Source organism: Fuchsiella alkaliacetigena (assembly GCF_023227765.1).
GTDB lineage: Bacteria > Bacillota > Halanaerobiia > Halobacteroidales > Acetohalobiaceae > Fuchsiella > Fuchsiella alkaliacetigena.
In genome coordinates this window covers 19,767-35,936 of record NZ_JALKBZ010000028.1, presented here as the reverse complement: position 1 = coordinate 35,936, position 16,170 = coordinate 19,767, and the positions used below count along the sequence as shown (strand labels likewise).

Annotated in this window: 13 protein-coding genes; 5 read left to right on the top strand and 8 right to left on the bottom strand. The window is 32.8% G+C overall.

Features of this window, described 5'->3' with window-relative positions; genetic code table 11:
- Window positions 1–195: 195 nt before the first annotated feature.
- Entirely contained in the window at window positions 196–459 is a 264-nt protein-coding gene (rpsT, locus tag MWH30_RS09035; RefSeq protein ID WP_248663753.1) for a 30S ribosomal protein S20, read from the top strand.
- Window positions 460–509: 50 nt separating this feature from the next.
- On the opposite strand, the gene holA is transcribed toward rpsT, so the two are convergent.
- A complete protein-coding gene (gene holA, locus MWH30_RS09030; RefSeq protein ID WP_248663752.1) occupies window positions 510–1,532 on the bottom strand; it encodes a DNA polymerase III subunit delta in 1,023 nt (340 codons plus the stop codon).
- 171 nt (window positions 1,533–1,703) lie between these two features.
- On the opposite strand from holA, the gene MWH30_RS09025 reads away from it, so the two are divergent.
- The 3 genes from MWH30_RS09025 (at window position 1,704) to MWH30_RS09015 (ending at window position 3,094) form a co-directional block, all read left to right on the top strand.
- Window positions 1,704–2,003, top strand: coding sequence for an alpha/beta-type small acid-soluble spore protein (locus MWH30_RS09025; RefSeq protein ID WP_248663751.1), 300 nt, complete (start codon window positions 1,704–1,706; stop codon window positions 2,001–2,003).
- Between the two features lie 123 nt (window positions 2,004–2,126).
- The gene (locus MWH30_RS09020; RefSeq protein WP_248663750.1) at window positions 2,127–2,426 is read left to right on the top strand and encodes an alpha/beta-type small acid-soluble spore protein; all 300 of its coding nucleotides are present in this window, start codon (window positions 2,127–2,129) and stop codon (window positions 2,424–2,426) included.
- 224 nt (window positions 2,427–2,650) lie between these two features.
- The gene (locus MWH30_RS09015) at window positions 2,651–3,094 is read left to right on the top strand and encodes a metal-dependent transcriptional regulator (RefSeq protein ID WP_248663749.1); all 444 of its coding nucleotides are present in this window, start codon (window positions 2,651–2,653) and stop codon (window positions 3,092–3,094) included.
- Window positions 3,095–3,154: 60 nt separating this feature from the next.
- Here MWH30_RS09015 and MWH30_RS09010 read toward each other — a convergent pair whose 3' ends face one another.
- The 6 genes from MWH30_RS09010 to leuS form a co-directional block, all read right to left on the bottom strand.
- Window positions 3,155–4,009 carry a metal ABC transporter permease gene (locus MWH30_RS09010; protein ID WP_248663748.1) on the bottom strand — a complete coding sequence of 285 codons (855 nt, stop codon included), beginning with the start codon at window positions 4,007–4,009 and terminating at the stop codon, window positions 3,155–3,157.
- Complete coding sequence (locus MWH30_RS09005) at window positions 4,006–4,758, bottom strand: metal ABC transporter ATP-binding protein (protein WP_248663747.1); 753 nt, start codon at window positions 4,756–4,758, stop codon at window positions 4,006–4,008. The genes MWH30_RS09010 and MWH30_RS09005 overlap by 4 nt, the downstream gene beginning before the upstream one ends.
- 1 nt (window position 4,759) lies before the next feature.
- The gene (locus MWH30_RS09000; RefSeq protein ID WP_248663746.1) at window positions 4,760–5,674 is read right to left on the bottom strand and encodes a metal ABC transporter solute-binding protein, Zn/Mn family; all 915 of its coding nucleotides are present in this window, start codon (window positions 5,672–5,674) and stop codon (window positions 4,760–4,762) included.
- Window positions 5,675–5,791: 117 nt separating this feature from the next.
- The gene (locus MWH30_RS08995) at window positions 5,792–8,119 is read right to left on the bottom strand and encodes a DNA internalization-related competence protein ComEC/Rec2 (RefSeq protein ID WP_248663745.1); all 2,328 of its coding nucleotides are present in this window, start codon (window positions 8,117–8,119) and stop codon (window positions 5,792–5,794) included.
- The gene (locus tag MWH30_RS08990) at window positions 8,116–8,802 is read right to left on the bottom strand and encodes a ComEA family DNA-binding protein (protein WP_248663744.1); all 687 of its coding nucleotides are present in this window, start codon (window positions 8,800–8,802) and stop codon (window positions 8,116–8,118) included. Before MWH30_RS08990 ends, MWH30_RS08995 begins: the two co-directional genes overlap by 4 nt.
- 256 nt (window positions 8,803–9,058) lie before the next feature.
- Window positions 9,059–11,542 (bottom strand): leucine--tRNA ligase, encoded by a 2,484-nt coding sequence (gene leuS, locus MWH30_RS08985; RefSeq protein ID WP_248663743.1) that lies wholly within the window; start codon window positions 11,540–11,542, stop codon window positions 9,059–9,061.
- 514 nt (window positions 11,543–12,056) lie between these two features.
- Between leuS and MWH30_RS08980 the strand changes: the two genes are divergently transcribed.
- The gene (locus tag MWH30_RS08980) at window positions 12,057–12,806 is read left to right on the top strand and encodes a hypothetical protein (RefSeq protein ID WP_248663742.1); all 750 of its coding nucleotides are present in this window, start codon (window positions 12,057–12,059) and stop codon (window positions 12,804–12,806) included.
- 37 nt (window positions 12,807–12,843) lie between these two features.
- Here MWH30_RS08980 and MWH30_RS08975 read toward each other — a convergent pair whose 3' ends face one another.
- Window positions 12,844–16,155 carry a DEAD/DEAH box helicase family protein gene (locus MWH30_RS08975; protein ID WP_248663741.1) on the bottom strand — a complete coding sequence of 1,104 codons (3,312 nt, stop codon included), beginning with the start codon at window positions 16,153–16,155 and terminating at the stop codon, window positions 12,844–12,846.
- Window positions 16,156–16,170 lie beyond the last annotated feature (15 nt).

The window sequence follows — 16,170 nt, the reverse complement described above, 5'->3', positions numbered from 1 at the left end:
TTTTGCTTTTAATTATAGCATCTTAAAGGGAAGAAATTAAATCTATTTTAGAGTTCTTTCTTGCGATTGCCCTGATTCAAAGGCCAGCTACACTTGCTTTTTTTAATTCTATATGATAAAATTTCTATGTTCTTCATAAAAAATCATCATTAAAATTATAGATCTGATTTACATAATTAAGGAGGTGACCCGATAATGCCGAGTTCTGATTCAGCAGCAAAACGAGCCCGAGTAGCTGAAAAGAAAAGAAAGAGAAACAAAGCTCTTAAATTAAAAATTAAAGATGCTGTTAAAGATTTTGAAACAGCAATAGAAAACCAAGATAAAGACTTAGCTGAAGAAAAATTAAGAGAAGCTAAGCAAATTATAGACAAGTCCACAAGCAAAGGACTTTTTCATAAAAATACTGCTGCTCGTAAAAAGTCTAAATTAGACCGTCAATTTAATAAATTAGCTTAATCAAAAAAAAGCTCTACATTGATAATGTAGAGCTTTTTAAGTAAAATACTTTAGCTACTAAGTTGCTTTAATTGCATAATTAATAACTCTAATTCTAACTTTTTATTTCCTCCGGTTACTAAATTCAAATTAGTTTTAAATAACAGCTGCATAGCTTTTTTAAGCTCCAAAGTCGAAAAATTACGGCTCTGCTTAAGACATTTTTCCACTGGATAAGGATGCTCCTGTAATCTGCTAGCCATTTTTTTAAGCGAATATCCCTGTCTATTAAGACTTTTAACCTGCAACATCAATCTTACCTGTCGAGTTATCATCATCAATAAGCCAATTTCTGATTGACCTTCAGCTAACATATCATTTAATAATTTTAAAGCTTGACTGCTATTTTGAGTGCCAATAGCATCTACAAAATCAAAGATAATATTTTCTGCTAAGAGACGATCTTGACTAATAATCGCTTTAGCTTTAGCTAAAGTTATTAGGTCATCCTGCCCTATAAATGTTAGTAACTTATTGAGTTCCATATCTAATCTCTGTAAATCATTTTCAAAGCTTTCTTTTAAAAATTCAATAGCTTGACCATCGATCTTTTTATCTGCCGCTGCTACTCTTTTCTTAATCCATTTATTTAACTTAATTGATCTTAAAGAAGTAAACTCTAAAATCTCTCCCTTTTCTTTAAATAGTTTATATAACTTAGTTCTTTTATCAGGGCTGCGCTGAGTTTTAAAAAGCATGATCGAAGTATCAGGAAAATCTGCCAATAAATACTCTAGTTTTTCTTTTTCTTCTTTTCTAAACTGTTGACTAAAAGCTCGACTTGATTCTACTATTATAATTCTTTTTTCAGCATTAAAAGGTAATTGATTAACAGAATTGATTAACTGAGAAATAAACTCTTCTTTATTATTATCATTAATAAAGCTAAGATTAAAATCTTTTGACTGTTCAGCAACAAACTTATCAATAAACTTATCAATAAATTCATTAATTAAAAGTTTTTCTTCTCCAAATAATAGATATATATTATTTAGTTCCTTTAACTCTTTAGTTAAAATATCTTCTACTTTCATCTATCTCACCTCTATCTTTTCATTCTTGTTCTACCTTTTTAAAACCTTGCTCAAATTCAATAAAAATTGCTTTAATTAGAATATTAGCAGGAATCTGTTTATAACTACTAGTATAGCTCTACAAGCTGCGTTTAATAATAAGAATACAAAATAAACAAGGAGGTTTTGATGATGAGCATTAGAAATAACAGTAATAGATTAGTTAATCCAATGGCTAAACAAGCAATGGATAAGTTTAAATTAGAAGTTGCTGAGTCCTTGAATATTTCCGATGAGTATAAATCAGGTTATTGGGGTAATATGACCTCTCGAGAATGTGGAGCTGTTGGTGGGCAAATGGTTAAAGAAATGATTGAGCAAGTTCAAAACCAGATGGCCAATGAAAATAACATTCAAACTAATCAAACTCAACAAGAAAATCAAAACTATAACACAAATCAGCAAACAAACTCGTTTGAATCTCAACAATAGATTATGCTGAACTATTATCAGTTATAACTAAAAAGACCTAGCTGATGTTAATTACTACTAGTATAATCTTTCTTCTTTCAAGAAATAATTAAAATAGAAGTAGTTATAAAGGAGGTGTAAATAATGAGTATTCGTAATAACAGTAATAGATTAGTTAATCCAATGGCTAAGCAAGCAATGGATAAGTTTAAGCAAGAAGCAGCTGAAGAGTTGAATATCTCTGATGAGTATAAGTCTGGTTATTGGGGTAATATGACCTCTCGAGAATGTGGAGCCGTTGGTGGACAGATGGTTAAGCAGATGATTGAACAAGCTCAAAACCAGATGGCCAATGGAAATAACATTCAAGCTAATCAAACTCAACAAGAAAATGAAGATTATAACCTAAGTCAAAAAGTTGGTTCTTTTGAACCACAGCAATAATTAAGGATTAAAAATAAATTCAGGAGCGGATATGAAAACATATCCGCTCCTATACCTCACTAACTACTACATAGTTTTATCTCCGCTATCCAGCTAACTATTAATAGATCTATTAATAGTTAGCTGGAAGATGAAAATCTTACCTCAATTTACTTCTAATAGAAATTACCCCTGAATAGTTTTATATAGATAATGATAATCCTTAAATTAGGAGCGAAAAAACTATGCTTTCCCCAAGCTTAGAAGACTATTTAGAAGAAAGCTACCGCTTTTATAAAGAAAAAGGCTTTATTCGTCCTACCGATATAGCTTTAAAATTAAACGTATCACTTCCTTCAGTAACTAAGGCTGTCAAAAAGTTAAATCAAAAAGGATACTTAAATTATCAACGTTATCAAAATATAGAATTAACCAAAAAAGGATTAAAGCTTGGTAGTTTTTTAGTAAGAAGAAATCAACTTTTAATAGATTTTTTAGAAGTAATCGGTAGTAAGTGTGATAAAGAACAAGAAGCTGAAGCTATGGAGCATTACTTATCCAAAGAAACTGTGCAGACAATTACTCATTTAGTAGAGTTTTTTAAAAAACATCCAGAATATCAACAAAAGTTCTTTAAATTTAAAAAAGATAAAATAACCAAACAAAGTCCAGTGGATAATACAAAGTAAACCTCTTCAGCTAAATCAAAATAAGATCTAACTGAAAAGGTTTAGCTATTCTAGATATATCTAATTCCCAAATATTTTTTTAGTAGTTAAAATCCCTTCTTTAGGTGACAAAAATAAGGCTAACAAAAAGAAAATAGTAGCCACTACTACTATAGCTGCCCCAGAAGCTACATTTAGATAGAAAGATAGGTACAGTCCAATTACTGCCGAAATCAAACCAAAAAAGGCAGCTAAGACCATCATTGTAGATAGTCTATTTACTAGTAAATAGGCAGTAGCTCCAGGAGTAATCAACATCGCTACTACTAAAACAATACCTACCGTCTGTAGCGAAGCAACTACCGTCAAAGAAAGCATTAGCATTAATAAATAATGAATCAAGCTAGTAGGCAAACCAATAGAACGAGCTAGTATATGGTCAAAAATGAAAAGCTTTAACTCTTTAAAAAAGAGAATAATCAATGTAATCACTAATAAAGCTAAGATAGCTATCAACTTCAGATCACCAGCCGAAACTCCTAATACATTCCCAAAAAGAATATGAAAAAGATCAACTCCAGTGTGAATATTGCTCATTATTAAAATTCCTAAGGCAAAAGCAGCACTGAACATAATTCCAATAGCTGAATCCTCTTTGATCTTACTATGTTCAGTAACAAAACCAATAGCTAAAGCAGTAATTACTCCTGTAGTCACTGCTCCCCAAAAAAAGTTAATCCCGATTAAGTAAGCTATGGCTACTCCTGGTAAAACTGCATGAGCTATAGCATCACCCATTAAGGCCAGTCTTTTCAAAATTAAGATACTTCCTAAAGCTCCACAGTTAATGCCTACTATCAACGAAGCTATTAAGGCCCGCTGCATAAAGGTATACTCCATAGGTTCTAAAAGCCAAATACTTAACTGTTCTATCATCCTATCACCACCAGCTCTTTTTGGGCAGACTTAGTCTTTTGGGTAGTAGTAAAAGCTTCTTGTAAATGCTGGTGTGTAAATACTGTCTCAGCAGTTCCATAGGCAATCAAGCGCTGATTAATTAAAACTAAGTTTTCAAAGTATTCTTCAACTCTTTTTAAATCGTGATTAACTACTATCACTGTTTTTCCTTGCTCGGAGATTTCTGCTAATAAAGCATAGATAGCTTCCTGAGTAGTCTGGTCTACTCCTGCAAAAGGTTCATCTAGTAGTAAAATTTCGGCTCCTTGAGCTAGGGCCCGAGCTAAAAAAACCCTCTGCTTCTGTCCGCCGGAAAGTTTTCCCAGCTGCCGCTCTTTATACTCTGCCATTCCAACTTCCTCTAAAGATTTGTTTACTAACTGTCGATCTTCTTTTTGAGGTCTTTTAAATAGTCCTAGGTGAGCATAGCGGCCCATCATTACTACTTCCTCTACTGAAATTGGAAAGTCCCAATCAATCTTCTCTTTTTGAGGAATATAAGCTACTTTTTTTCTATTTTCATCAATCGAACCACCTAAAACCTTAATATTTCCTTGGTCTACAGCCAACAAACCCATAATAGCCTTAATCAAAGTAGACTTACCGGCCCCATTGGGGCCGATAATACCTACCTTTTCTCCTTGGGAAATGCTAAAACTTACTTCTTTTAATACCGGTTCCTCATTATAAGAAACCGTTACCTCTTCTAATTCAACTACTGCTTCCATATTAACTACCTCCCTTTAAAGCCTCAACAATAGTATTCACATTATACTCCATCATTTCCAAATAAGTAGCGGCTTCACTATCCGGACTGCCTAAGGAATCAGAGTAAAGCACTCCGCCGATAGAAACCCCTGTTTCCTCGGCTACCCTTTCCATAGGCCTAGAGTCTACACTGGACTCGGTAAAGACAGCTGCTACCTCCATATTTCTAATCTGCATAATTAGCTCTGCAATCTGCTGGGGAGTCCCTTCTTCATGAGCATTAATTTCCCAGATAAAGCCTTCCTCAAAATCATATGTTTCACAGAAGTAGCGAAAAGCTCCTTCGCTAGTAATCAACACTCTATCTTCCGGTTCTAATTGAGCTAACTCTTCTTCAATCCATTCATGTAACTCAGTAAGCTGCTGCTGATATTCTGTAGCTCTTTCTTGATAATAATCAGCTCCCTCTGGATCGATTTCAATCAAAGCTTCTTTAATGTTAGACACGTAATAGTCTCTAATTAAAATAGGGTTAAACCAAGCATGAGGATCAGGCTCACCCTTAAAACTGCTATCTCCTAAGTAAAAAGGTTCTACTCCCTCAATAGTCTTAACTCTCATCTGCTCCGAAGCAACACTGTCTATTAACTCTTCAAACCACCGCTCTATGCCAAAACCATTATAAAAAACAATCTCTGCTTCAGCTACTTTCAACATATCCGCTGGCACCGGACTGTACTCTTCGGGAGCAGCTCCTACCGGAACTATACTCTCCACCTCAACTCGTTCTCCGCCCACACTCTTAACTAAGTCATAGACAATGGAATAAGTAGCCACTGCGTTTACTTTCTCGTTAGCTAAAGCGGGCCCACTTAAAGCAAAAACTAAAGCAAGCACTAACAACACTACTAAGCCCTGCTTAAACTTTCCAAACAATCTAATCAACCTCCTCTTAAGTAATTGAATGTTAACTACAGTTAACATTTAGCAAATTTACTATATAGTATGGCTTTTAATAAAAATTTGTGCAAATAAAAAATAGGTGGTTATAAATTAACCACCCACCTTCTGCAAAGTATAAGAGTTGCTATCACTTTTAATAATAATAGCTCCTACTGATTTAGTTTTTAAAACCTTTTTACCCTTGTTTTTTAATCTAGCTACCACTTCCGGATGAGGATGACCGTAAGGGTTCCAGCGCCCAGCCGAAATAATAGCGACCTCAGCCTGCACCTCTCTTAAAAACTCCTTAGTACTGGAAGTGTTACTACCGTGGTGAGCTACTCTTAACACATCACTTTCCAATTTGAACTGCTGCTCTACTAAATACTCCTCTAGCTCTTTTTCAGCATCTCCAGTTAAAAGCAATTGAAAGTCTCCATAATCAACTTTAGTTACTATGGAGTTATTATTAGCATCAGCAGTCTGACCTGTAAAACGATAAAAATCCAAGTTAATATCTGCCAAACTAATACTACCCGGCTGATTAACTAACTGATAATCCTGTTCCCGGCTAGCTAATAAATCAAAAAAGTCATCAATATACTGATTCTCCAAAACAGGTTCCGGAATCAAAACTAGGCCTACGTTAAACTCTTCCAAAACCCTAAAAAATCCCTGGTAATGATCATAATGAAAGTGAGTAACCACCATTAAATCCACCCTGCGCACTCCATTTTGATACAAAAAATCAGCTACTATATCATCATCGGGCCCGCCATCAACTAAAATATTTTCTCCACTAGGCAGACTTAAAAAGGTAGCATCTCCCTGACCTACATCTAAAACCACTGTCTTCAACTGATCGTTAAAAATAATACTTACTTGAAAAAACAAGAATACCATACAAACTGCCAATAAAGAAGCCACAATTCTTTTAGAACGCCGTCTAAAGTAAGGAATAATACTTGGTCTGGCTATCTCTTTTAATTGATAAAGCAAAAAGTAATAGAGAGCAATAGATAAGTAATGGGGTCTAACTAGCTTAAAAATTAGCCAATCAAAGTTTTTTAAAAACTCTACTATTTCCAATAACAATATCGATAACAAGGTACTAAAATTATTTAACAGTTGAGCAAAAACTAAATGAATACTACCCAATAAAAGTGATAAAAAACCAAAAAAGATAATCAAACTAACTACCGGCATTAATAATAAATTACCTAAAATCGGCACCAATGAAATTTGATTAAAGTGATAAGCCAAAATTGGTAAAGCTCCTAATTGAGCTGCTAAGGAAGCAGAGATACTGTAAGCTATAAACTTAGGCAAGAAAGATAAATAGCGACTTAAAGTAGGTGTTAGATAAATAATTACTAAAACTATGGTAAAGGAGAGCTGAAAGCCCACCTGAAAAATTAGATAAGGATTATAAACTAAGATCACTACTGCTACTAAGCTTAAAATATTATAAATATTAACAGAACGATTCCAAACTCTACCTAAGATATAAAGAATTATTACTAAACCGGCCCTTAAAACCGAAGGATGACCACCGGTAATTACTATATAAACTATTATCAACAGCACTGAAGCCAAATCTATCCCCAACTGAGGCAGCTTAAAACCTCGACAAATACTATTTAAAATTAAGACCAATAAACCAATATGAAAACCAGAAACTACCAGCAGATAACTAAAACCTAGTTCATTGAAGTCTTCATTAATCTCCGGCGGAACCAAATCCCTTTCTCCTAACAACAAACCCTTAAGCAAAGAGCTATAAGGTACTTCCATAGTCTGCCGAATAATCTCCTGGCTATGCTCCTTTAGCAATAAAGCCCTTCGCATTAAAGGATTCCCTTGCTGACCCTGGCGAGTTATCTGCTGAGGTTCTCTTAATAAGGCATAAACTCCTTCTCGCTGCAAATAGTCCCGATAAGAAAAAGCACCTGGATTTCTATTAGTAGGCGGCTTCTCTAAGCTACCTTTAACTTTTAAACGCTCTCCATAATCATAAACCTCCGCTGCTGAGGACAACTGCATCAAAACCTGACCATAGTTCACCTCTTGAGCAGCATCAACTACTTGTAAAGGCTGCAGAGTATACTGATACTCTCCTGACCAGTCACGACTGGAGTCTATTACTACTGCTTCCAGTTCTACCTCCTGGGCCGTATAATTAACTATGGATTCTGAAGCCTGATACTTATACTCAGCACTTTGAATCAAAATAATCCCCAGGATAAAAATCAATACTACTAGCAAGTATTTGGTCAACTTTGCTTCATAGTACCAACAAACTATAGTTACAGCTAGTAAAGCTATTAAAAAACTTATCAATAACGGAATTACCAAGCTTAAATTCACCCCAACTATAATACCTAAAATAAGAGCTACTAAAACCACTAAAAAAGGAGTCTTACTTAGGGCCCAATTCATCTTACTAGCAACTCATCTTTAATCTGTTGATAAGTCACTTCTCCAACTCCTGAAACTTCTTTAATCTCCTCTATCTTATTAAAACCTCCCTCACTTTGTCGATATTCTATAATATTTTGGGCGGTAACCGGGCCCACTCCCTGCAACTCTTCCAATTCAGTTTGTGAAGCGTTATTTAAATCTACTTTATCAGTATCTTTTGCTGTTGAAGTTATAGGTTCAGTTTCCACACTTTCCTCCCTCTCACTCTCCTCTACCGCAACTTCCTCTCGCTGCTCCTCTTCAACTGTTTTTTCAGGAATAACTATCTGCTCACTATCACTTAACCTTTTAACTAGATTAACATTATCCAAATCGGCTTTTGCGCTAGGACCACCTGCCTCCTCTATCAACTCAAAAAGCCTACTATCCACTTCTAGCTGATAAACACCAGGTTTATTAACAGCTCCCCCAATCTGAACCATTATCTGCTCCTTAGTCTCCTCTACTTGCTCCCTTTCTGTCTCTGTTGCCAGTTCATCCTCAGTCTGCTTACCTGCTAATTCTTCCTCAATATCATTAGCTACAAACTCCATCCCTGACCCTCGTCGCAGATAATTAACGACTAATATCCCGCTTCCCAATAAAAGAGTAACCACAACCACTAATAAAATTAGTTCTTCCCGCTTAGTAAACTTCAACATTTCTGGGCCCCCTTTCATAAAATAAACTTTATAGTCTTCTATTTCTCTTATATGTTATTAATTTCCTGCAAGAAAACTAATTTTTTAACAAAAATTGTTACTTCACAATATTTTTATATTGATTTTTTTAGAACTTGAACTTAACTATACATTATACACTATAAACTGTTGACTATATAATATATAACTAAGCCCGTTCATTGTTGGTTAGACAATAAACGGGCCCTAAGTCCTCAAACTAAATTTTAAGTTTTAATTACTTAATCACCAAATTAACTAGCTTCTGAGGAACAACTATAGTCTTCACTACTTCTTTATCCTCCAAATAGCCCTGCACCTTATCCTGCTCCTTTACTACCTCTTTCAACTCTTCCTCAGCAATATCGGCCGCTACCTCTACTCTATCCCGTACCTTCCCGTTAATCTGCACTACAATTTCTACTTCATCCTTCTGCAAAACTTCCTCTTCGTAATCCGGCCAATCCTGTTGATGAACACTTCCTGCTAACTCCAGTTGAGACCAAATCTCCTCTGTCAAATGAGGAGCAAAAGGTGCTAACAACAACACCGTAGTCTTAATAGCTGCAGCTAAAAGCTCTAAGTTCTCTTCAGCAACACCATCCAAGTAAGAGTAAATCGCATTTACCAGTTCCATAATAGCACTAATAGCTGTATTGAAGTTCTTTCTTTCGTCTAAATCCTCCGTCACCTTCTTAACTGCCTGATGTACTTCGCGCTGGAGCTCCTTTTCCAGCTTGTTTAAGTTATTCAATTCCAGCTCAGCTAAGTCAAGCTCCTTAATCTGCTCTACATACTTAGCAGCAACTCGCCAAACTCGACTCAAAAATCTAGAAGCTCCCTCTACTCCTTCTTCACTCCACTCCAAGTCCTTTTCCGGCGGTGCAGCAAAGAGAATAAAGAGTCTAGCTGTATCAGCTCCATAGTTGGCAATAATATCCATCGGATCTACTACATTACCTTTAGACTTAGACATCTTAGCTCCGTCTTTTAAAACCATTCCCTGAGCTAAAAGTCTCTCAAAAGGTTCTTCAGCAGTAACTAATCCTAAATCATTAATAAACTTCATAAAGAAGCGAGCATATAATAAATGCAAAATAGCATGTTCAATTCCACCAATGTACTGATCTACATTCAGCCAGTAATTAACCTTTTGGGAATCAAAAATCTGCTCTTCATTGCCAGCATCAGCATAACGCAAAAAGTACCAAGAAGAGTCCACAAAGGTATCCATAGTATCGGTTTCTCGCTGAGCAGCTCGCCCACATTCCGGACAGTCAGTCTCTACAAAGTCCTTTACGTCCTCTAAAGGAGAGCCTCCACCTCCATCAAACTCCACATCAGTAGGCAGCTCAACTGGTAAATCTCTTTCAGGAACCGGAACTATTCCGCACTCTGCACAGTAAATAATAGGAATTGGCGTCCCCCAGTAACGCTGTCGGGAAACTAACCAGTCTCTTAAACGATAATTAACCTTTCTAGTTCCAAGCTGATTCTCTTCCATATAATCAGCTATTTTATCGAAAGCGGCTTCTACATTTAAGCCATTTAAAAAATCAGAGTTAACCATTATTCCATCCTCAACATAAGCTTCCTCTATATTATCATTATTCAAATCACTATCTTCCGGCTTAACTACTACTTGTATATCTAAGTCATACTTCTTAGCAAAATCAAAGTCCCGCTGATCGTGAGCCGGTACAGCCATAATAGCCCCAGTACCGTAATCCATCAATACATAGTTAGCTACTAAAATCGGAATTTCTTCCTCAGTTAAAGGATTAACAGCATAAGCTCCGGTAAAGACTCCCACCTTTTCGGAGTCAGGAGAGGTTCTCTCTTCTTCATCCTGTTCAGCCATTTGAGCTACAAAGTCCAATACTTCCTGCTCCTGCTCTTTACCCTTTATTAACTCTTTTACTAAAGGATGTTCCGGTGATAAAACCATATAGGTAGCTCCAAAGATAGTATCCGGTCGAGTAGTATATACCTTTAGCTCTTCCTCTAAATCAACTAAAGGAAACTCAATCTCTACTCCTTCACTACGACCTATCCAGTTCTGCTGCATAGTCTTAACTCGTTCCGGCCAGTCCTTTAATTGCTCATGGTCAGCTAACAGATCTTCAGCATATTCGGTAATTTTAAAAAACCACTGCACTAAGTCCTTTGCTACTACTTCAGAATCACAACGTTCACAAACTCCCTCAACCACCTGCTCATTAGCCAATACCGTTTCACAACTAGAGCACCAGTTTACCGTAGAGCGATCTCGATAGGCTAAGTCCTCTTCGTAAAGCTTTAGAAATAACCACTGCGTCCATTTATAGTAATCAGGATGACAGGTAGCTAGCTCCCGTTGCCAATCGTAACTAATACCTAAGCTCTCCAATTGGGTTTTCATATTTTCGATATTATCCCAAGTCCAATCATTAGGATGAATCCCCCGCTTAATAGCGGCATTCTCTGCCGGTAAGCCAAAAGCATCCCAACCCATAGGATGAAGTACATTATAACCCTGCATTCTTTTGAATCTAGCAATCACATCTCCAATAGAGTAGACTCTAACATGGCCCATATGTAAATTACCCGAAGGATAAGGAAACATCTCCAATGTATAGTGTTTGGGTTTATCTAAATCCACTTCACTTGCAAATAAAGAATTTTCTTGCCAATACTGCTGCCATTTTTTCTCGAGTTGATTAAAATTATAATCTTCTTCCATCTCTTTTCCTCCTCCAAAACTTCTTTTAGTCATTCAAAAAATAAAAAAACCCTCATCACTAACAACGAAAAAAATCATTGTTAAGGACGAAGGCTTTTTGATAATAAAACAATTAATGCTTTTTAAAATAGAATTAATATTATCTAATACTATCCTACGTCCCTTTAATTATAAGCTTTCACTTTAATATATTATCATTCCTTTAAAAAAATTTCAATCTTTGTTGCATTAAAATTGCATTAAACCTGCATTAATTACAATTTATAATTAAAATCTATTTTTTATCCATATAAGCATAGCTAACTTAAATTACTAGCAATAGGGCCCGCTAAATACCTCTAACATATTATATCTTTATTGTAATCAGTATCTAAATACATTTTTACGTATTATAACCACTATAGACATAATTATACTTTTAACTTGATAATCATAATTTCATGAAGGATAAACTTTAAGTTATCTAGTAACATTTAGTTAAACAGAACTAACTTTATAAAAGGGAGGTAAGGAAATGCAATTCAAAAGAAAAGATTTAAGAAGTGGTCAAACGAAAATATTGAATGGGAAAGAAATGAAGAAAAGTATAATAAAGCAAACAAGATCAAAATATGATCATCAAAGACCAAAAGACGAATATACTGGCCTCAGGTCTCCACAATTAGATAAACTTCTTAATCAACTAGATAGTGAAACTTATGCAGTTTATAAAGAAGTATTTTTAGTATCTGCATTATACAAAGTCAATAATAATCCTCAGACTAGATATCTTATTCTAATAGATGGAATACAAGATAGTTATACAGAAATCACTAATTTAATTGAAAACCATATTCCTATTTGGGCATTAGAGATAATAGACAGAAAAAGCAGATCAAAAACAGAATGTAGTAATCTTAGCCAATGGTTTAGAGAAAATATGGGTAGAGCATTCAGTTTTGTTGATATGGACTATTTATTACATAATAAAAAAGAAGACACAGTATTATTAATCGAAGAAAAGAATTCTAGTAATTATAAAGTAGGTTATGGTCAATTGCTAAGTTATGAAGAAATGGCAGTAGATGCAATTATAAAACCTACTAAATTACTCTTTTTATATCATAACAGTTCTAGAATAAACTATTTGTTAACAGAAGAGCAAGATATAAATACTAGCTCCCCCTACTTTAATAGTATAGGAAATGGCTTTAAAATTAACAGTAACTATCTTCAAAGCTGTAACTTTGAAAACTTAATAAATATAATCCAAGCTGAAATTTAAAATAAAACTTAGCATTAAGATAGAAAGGAATTCCTTTCTATCTTAATGCTTTTTTAATCATCTTATTTATAATTTCAAGACCATCTTCTTCAAAATATATATTTTCAGCTTCAAAATCATTTTTTGTATCTATTTTAAATATTCTTTTAGCCTTATTAAAGGGAGTATTAGAAATAATAAATGAATTCAAAAATACATCTTGAGACCTGCTCCCCTTTAATTTATTCTGTATTTCTTTAATATCTTTTGCTAATCTAATTTTAGGATTACTCAAGTTATGTAGATTTCTAAGTCCCTTTGGGTCGATAAAATTAATATACTGTTTATCCTTTTCTTTAATCCATAAAATGAAATCTGGATAATAATTATTAGCTTCAAAAAATCCAATACCTAGCTTAGGAAGATTCCTTAACAGAAAAACTTTTTTATCAGCTAATAATCTAATATCTTTATTATTTATAAAGTATTCCTTTAACATTTTTATAAATCTTTTTTCGCTTTTATTTAGAGCAACGGGAGTTACTGTTTCTATTTCGCATTCATCTCCTAATAAAGGTTGAAATAGATGTCGATCAAAATAAACATTATCTATTTCATCTATCCCCTCTAGTCTTGCATCATATATTTCTTCTTTATCTTTAACTAATTTCTTTATCTTTTTAACTAAGTCTTCATTTTTCTTCTTTATTTGTAAGGTATAATTTTTAAAGTTATCATCCTCTTTACTTAGTGGTTTATAAACTAAATTATCACTTTTATATTTTTTCAATTTATCCCTATAAAATTTAGATATATATTTATTCAATATTTTTTTAACTATATCTGTTATTTTATCAAGATCAGTAAACTTATTAGCTTTAATATCTTCTTCTCTATTACAATATAAGTTATATAATTTTTTCTCCAAGATAAGCTTTAAAGCCTCTTTTTTAATAGATAAGTTAGTAAATCCTTTTCGAATTTTATAACTAACTGTATCTAAATATATTTTATCCCAATCTAAATAGTTTAATATTTTACTATCTATTTCTTGGGGATTATTTTTGTCATTTTTAATATTACCATTCATTCTTTTTTTACTATTTAACTGCTCCATTTTAGGCCTTAAATCAAGTTGAACTTTATAATTCTCATCAACATCTAAATTCAAATTTACATCTTTTCTAAAATCAAGACCTTCTTTAACATCTAAACTTAATAAATCTTCTCTTAAAAACTCTTCATTTTCTTTAATAGGTAACTCTATTTTCTCAATAGCATCAGTCTCTATCCCTTCTTCCTGTAAATACTCTTCGAATTTTTCCATATAATCAGCTTTAATCCCGAAAATGTCAAGAGTTTCTAATTGCTGTATATGTTCAGGATGTTTTTTCTCAGCAAAAGCTGAGCTTCTTTGTAATGAATTATTCAACCCTTTTAACCTAACTCCTCTACCAAAAAGCTGTATTATTTGAGATCCTTCTTTTCTACCAATGTTTAACAGACCAATATTAGCTACTCTATAACTATCCCAACCTTCGGTAAACTTCTTAGAACCAATCAACATATTTATTTTAGAATTTTTATTATTGATTTCTGCAAAAAAAGAATCTGAAAAGTTATCTTCACTGATATTTATATTATTTTTCTTTAGCTTTCTCTTTAATTTATTAACATTACCTATATTTATTAAAGCAAAGTAATCTTCTGCTCCCTTTAGTTTTAATCCTATCTCTCCAGCAGCTTTTTTAACCTCATATAATTGTAGATCACTGCTTAAATTTAAGGAAGTATTAAAAATTAATTTTAACATTTTTCTATAAATCTCTTTACCAGTAAAGGCTCTCTCTTTTAAGTAAGAATATCTATTAGCAAATATATCTTCTTCGTTACTATCCACAAATCCACTATCACCTGCTAATATATCATCAATCGCACTTATAATTTCATTCTTATTATTTAGAAACTCATTTATAAACTCAATTATAAATTCTAAATCACTAATACTAGCTTTATCATTCTTAGTTAAACTACTACTCGCACTGACAGTATGGCCCACAAATAGCAATAATGGATTTTTTATATTATATTCTTTAATTTGCTCCTGCTGATCTTTAAAATAAATCTTTTTTTCAAAAAAAGATAATAAATTAGCTAATAAAAATATCGAATTATATTCTTGGAGCTGAGATGATTTCAAATTTAAAATACTATAATCTTTACCATAACCATCCTCATGAAAGTACTTATAAGAATAATCAAAAATAATTGCTTTAGAATACTCCTCAAGCAAATTATTATATAGATTTCTTATTCTTTGCTGCATAGTTAAGCTTAAATCATACTTATCCATTTTCTTTTCCAATTGATACAGTGACATATTAATATAAGTGTTATGTTTAATTATATTAAATATATCAGTTTTAATATCTTCAGGTAAATTTAATTTCTCTACTTTTTTATTAAAATAATGATCTTCATTCTTCCACTTTTCTGATCTATCAATTCTTTTTTCTACTGCTTGACCAAAAGTAGCGCTATATTCAAAAATAAAACCATCTTCAGCTAGATACTCTCTATTTTTCTTCCAAACATCTCCACCACTACCTTTATGGCCCTCATCGACTAAGATTAAATTATTTCCTTCTAAAGAGCTTACCTCTATACTATCTCCTTCTCTAGTTTTATTTTCTACAAGCTTAGTTATTTCAATTACATAGACTTTTTTTTCTTCGATTAACCCACCAATCATATTAAGTAATAAGTCTGCTTGAATATTACTTTTTTTAAATTCTTTTAAGTGTTGATCACTTAAGCCTTCATTAGGAGTGATTAAAATAATTTTATCTAAATTATCATAATTATACTTCAAATATTGAAGATAATTAATATGCATAATTAAAGTTTTTCCTGAACCAGTTGCCATATAAAAGGCTACTTTATTTAAATCTTCATCATAAAAAGGAGAATACTTATTTTTATCTTTTTTTATTTTACTATTTTCCTTATTAATAAAATTATTTAATTTTGACTTAAATAATTCTTTATTATTAAAGTATTTATCTAAAAATATTTCAGTAAATAATACTGCTAAATATTGAAAGTATTTTAATACAATTGGCTGATCTCTATTTTTATTAATAAATTCAACATATTGCTTAATTTCTTGATCAAACTCTTCCAATTTAATTTGTAATTTATTATTTATTTGTAATTTTGAACTTAATAAATGAGTTAATATATAACTATTTCCTTCAGCATTAAAGCCTTCATCTGCATCTATTACTACCTCCCTTAAACCCTCAAACTCTTCAACCCCAAATAACGATAAAAAATATTTATTTAAAATTAATCTTTTCTGTAATCTCATTTGTGATCCTCACTT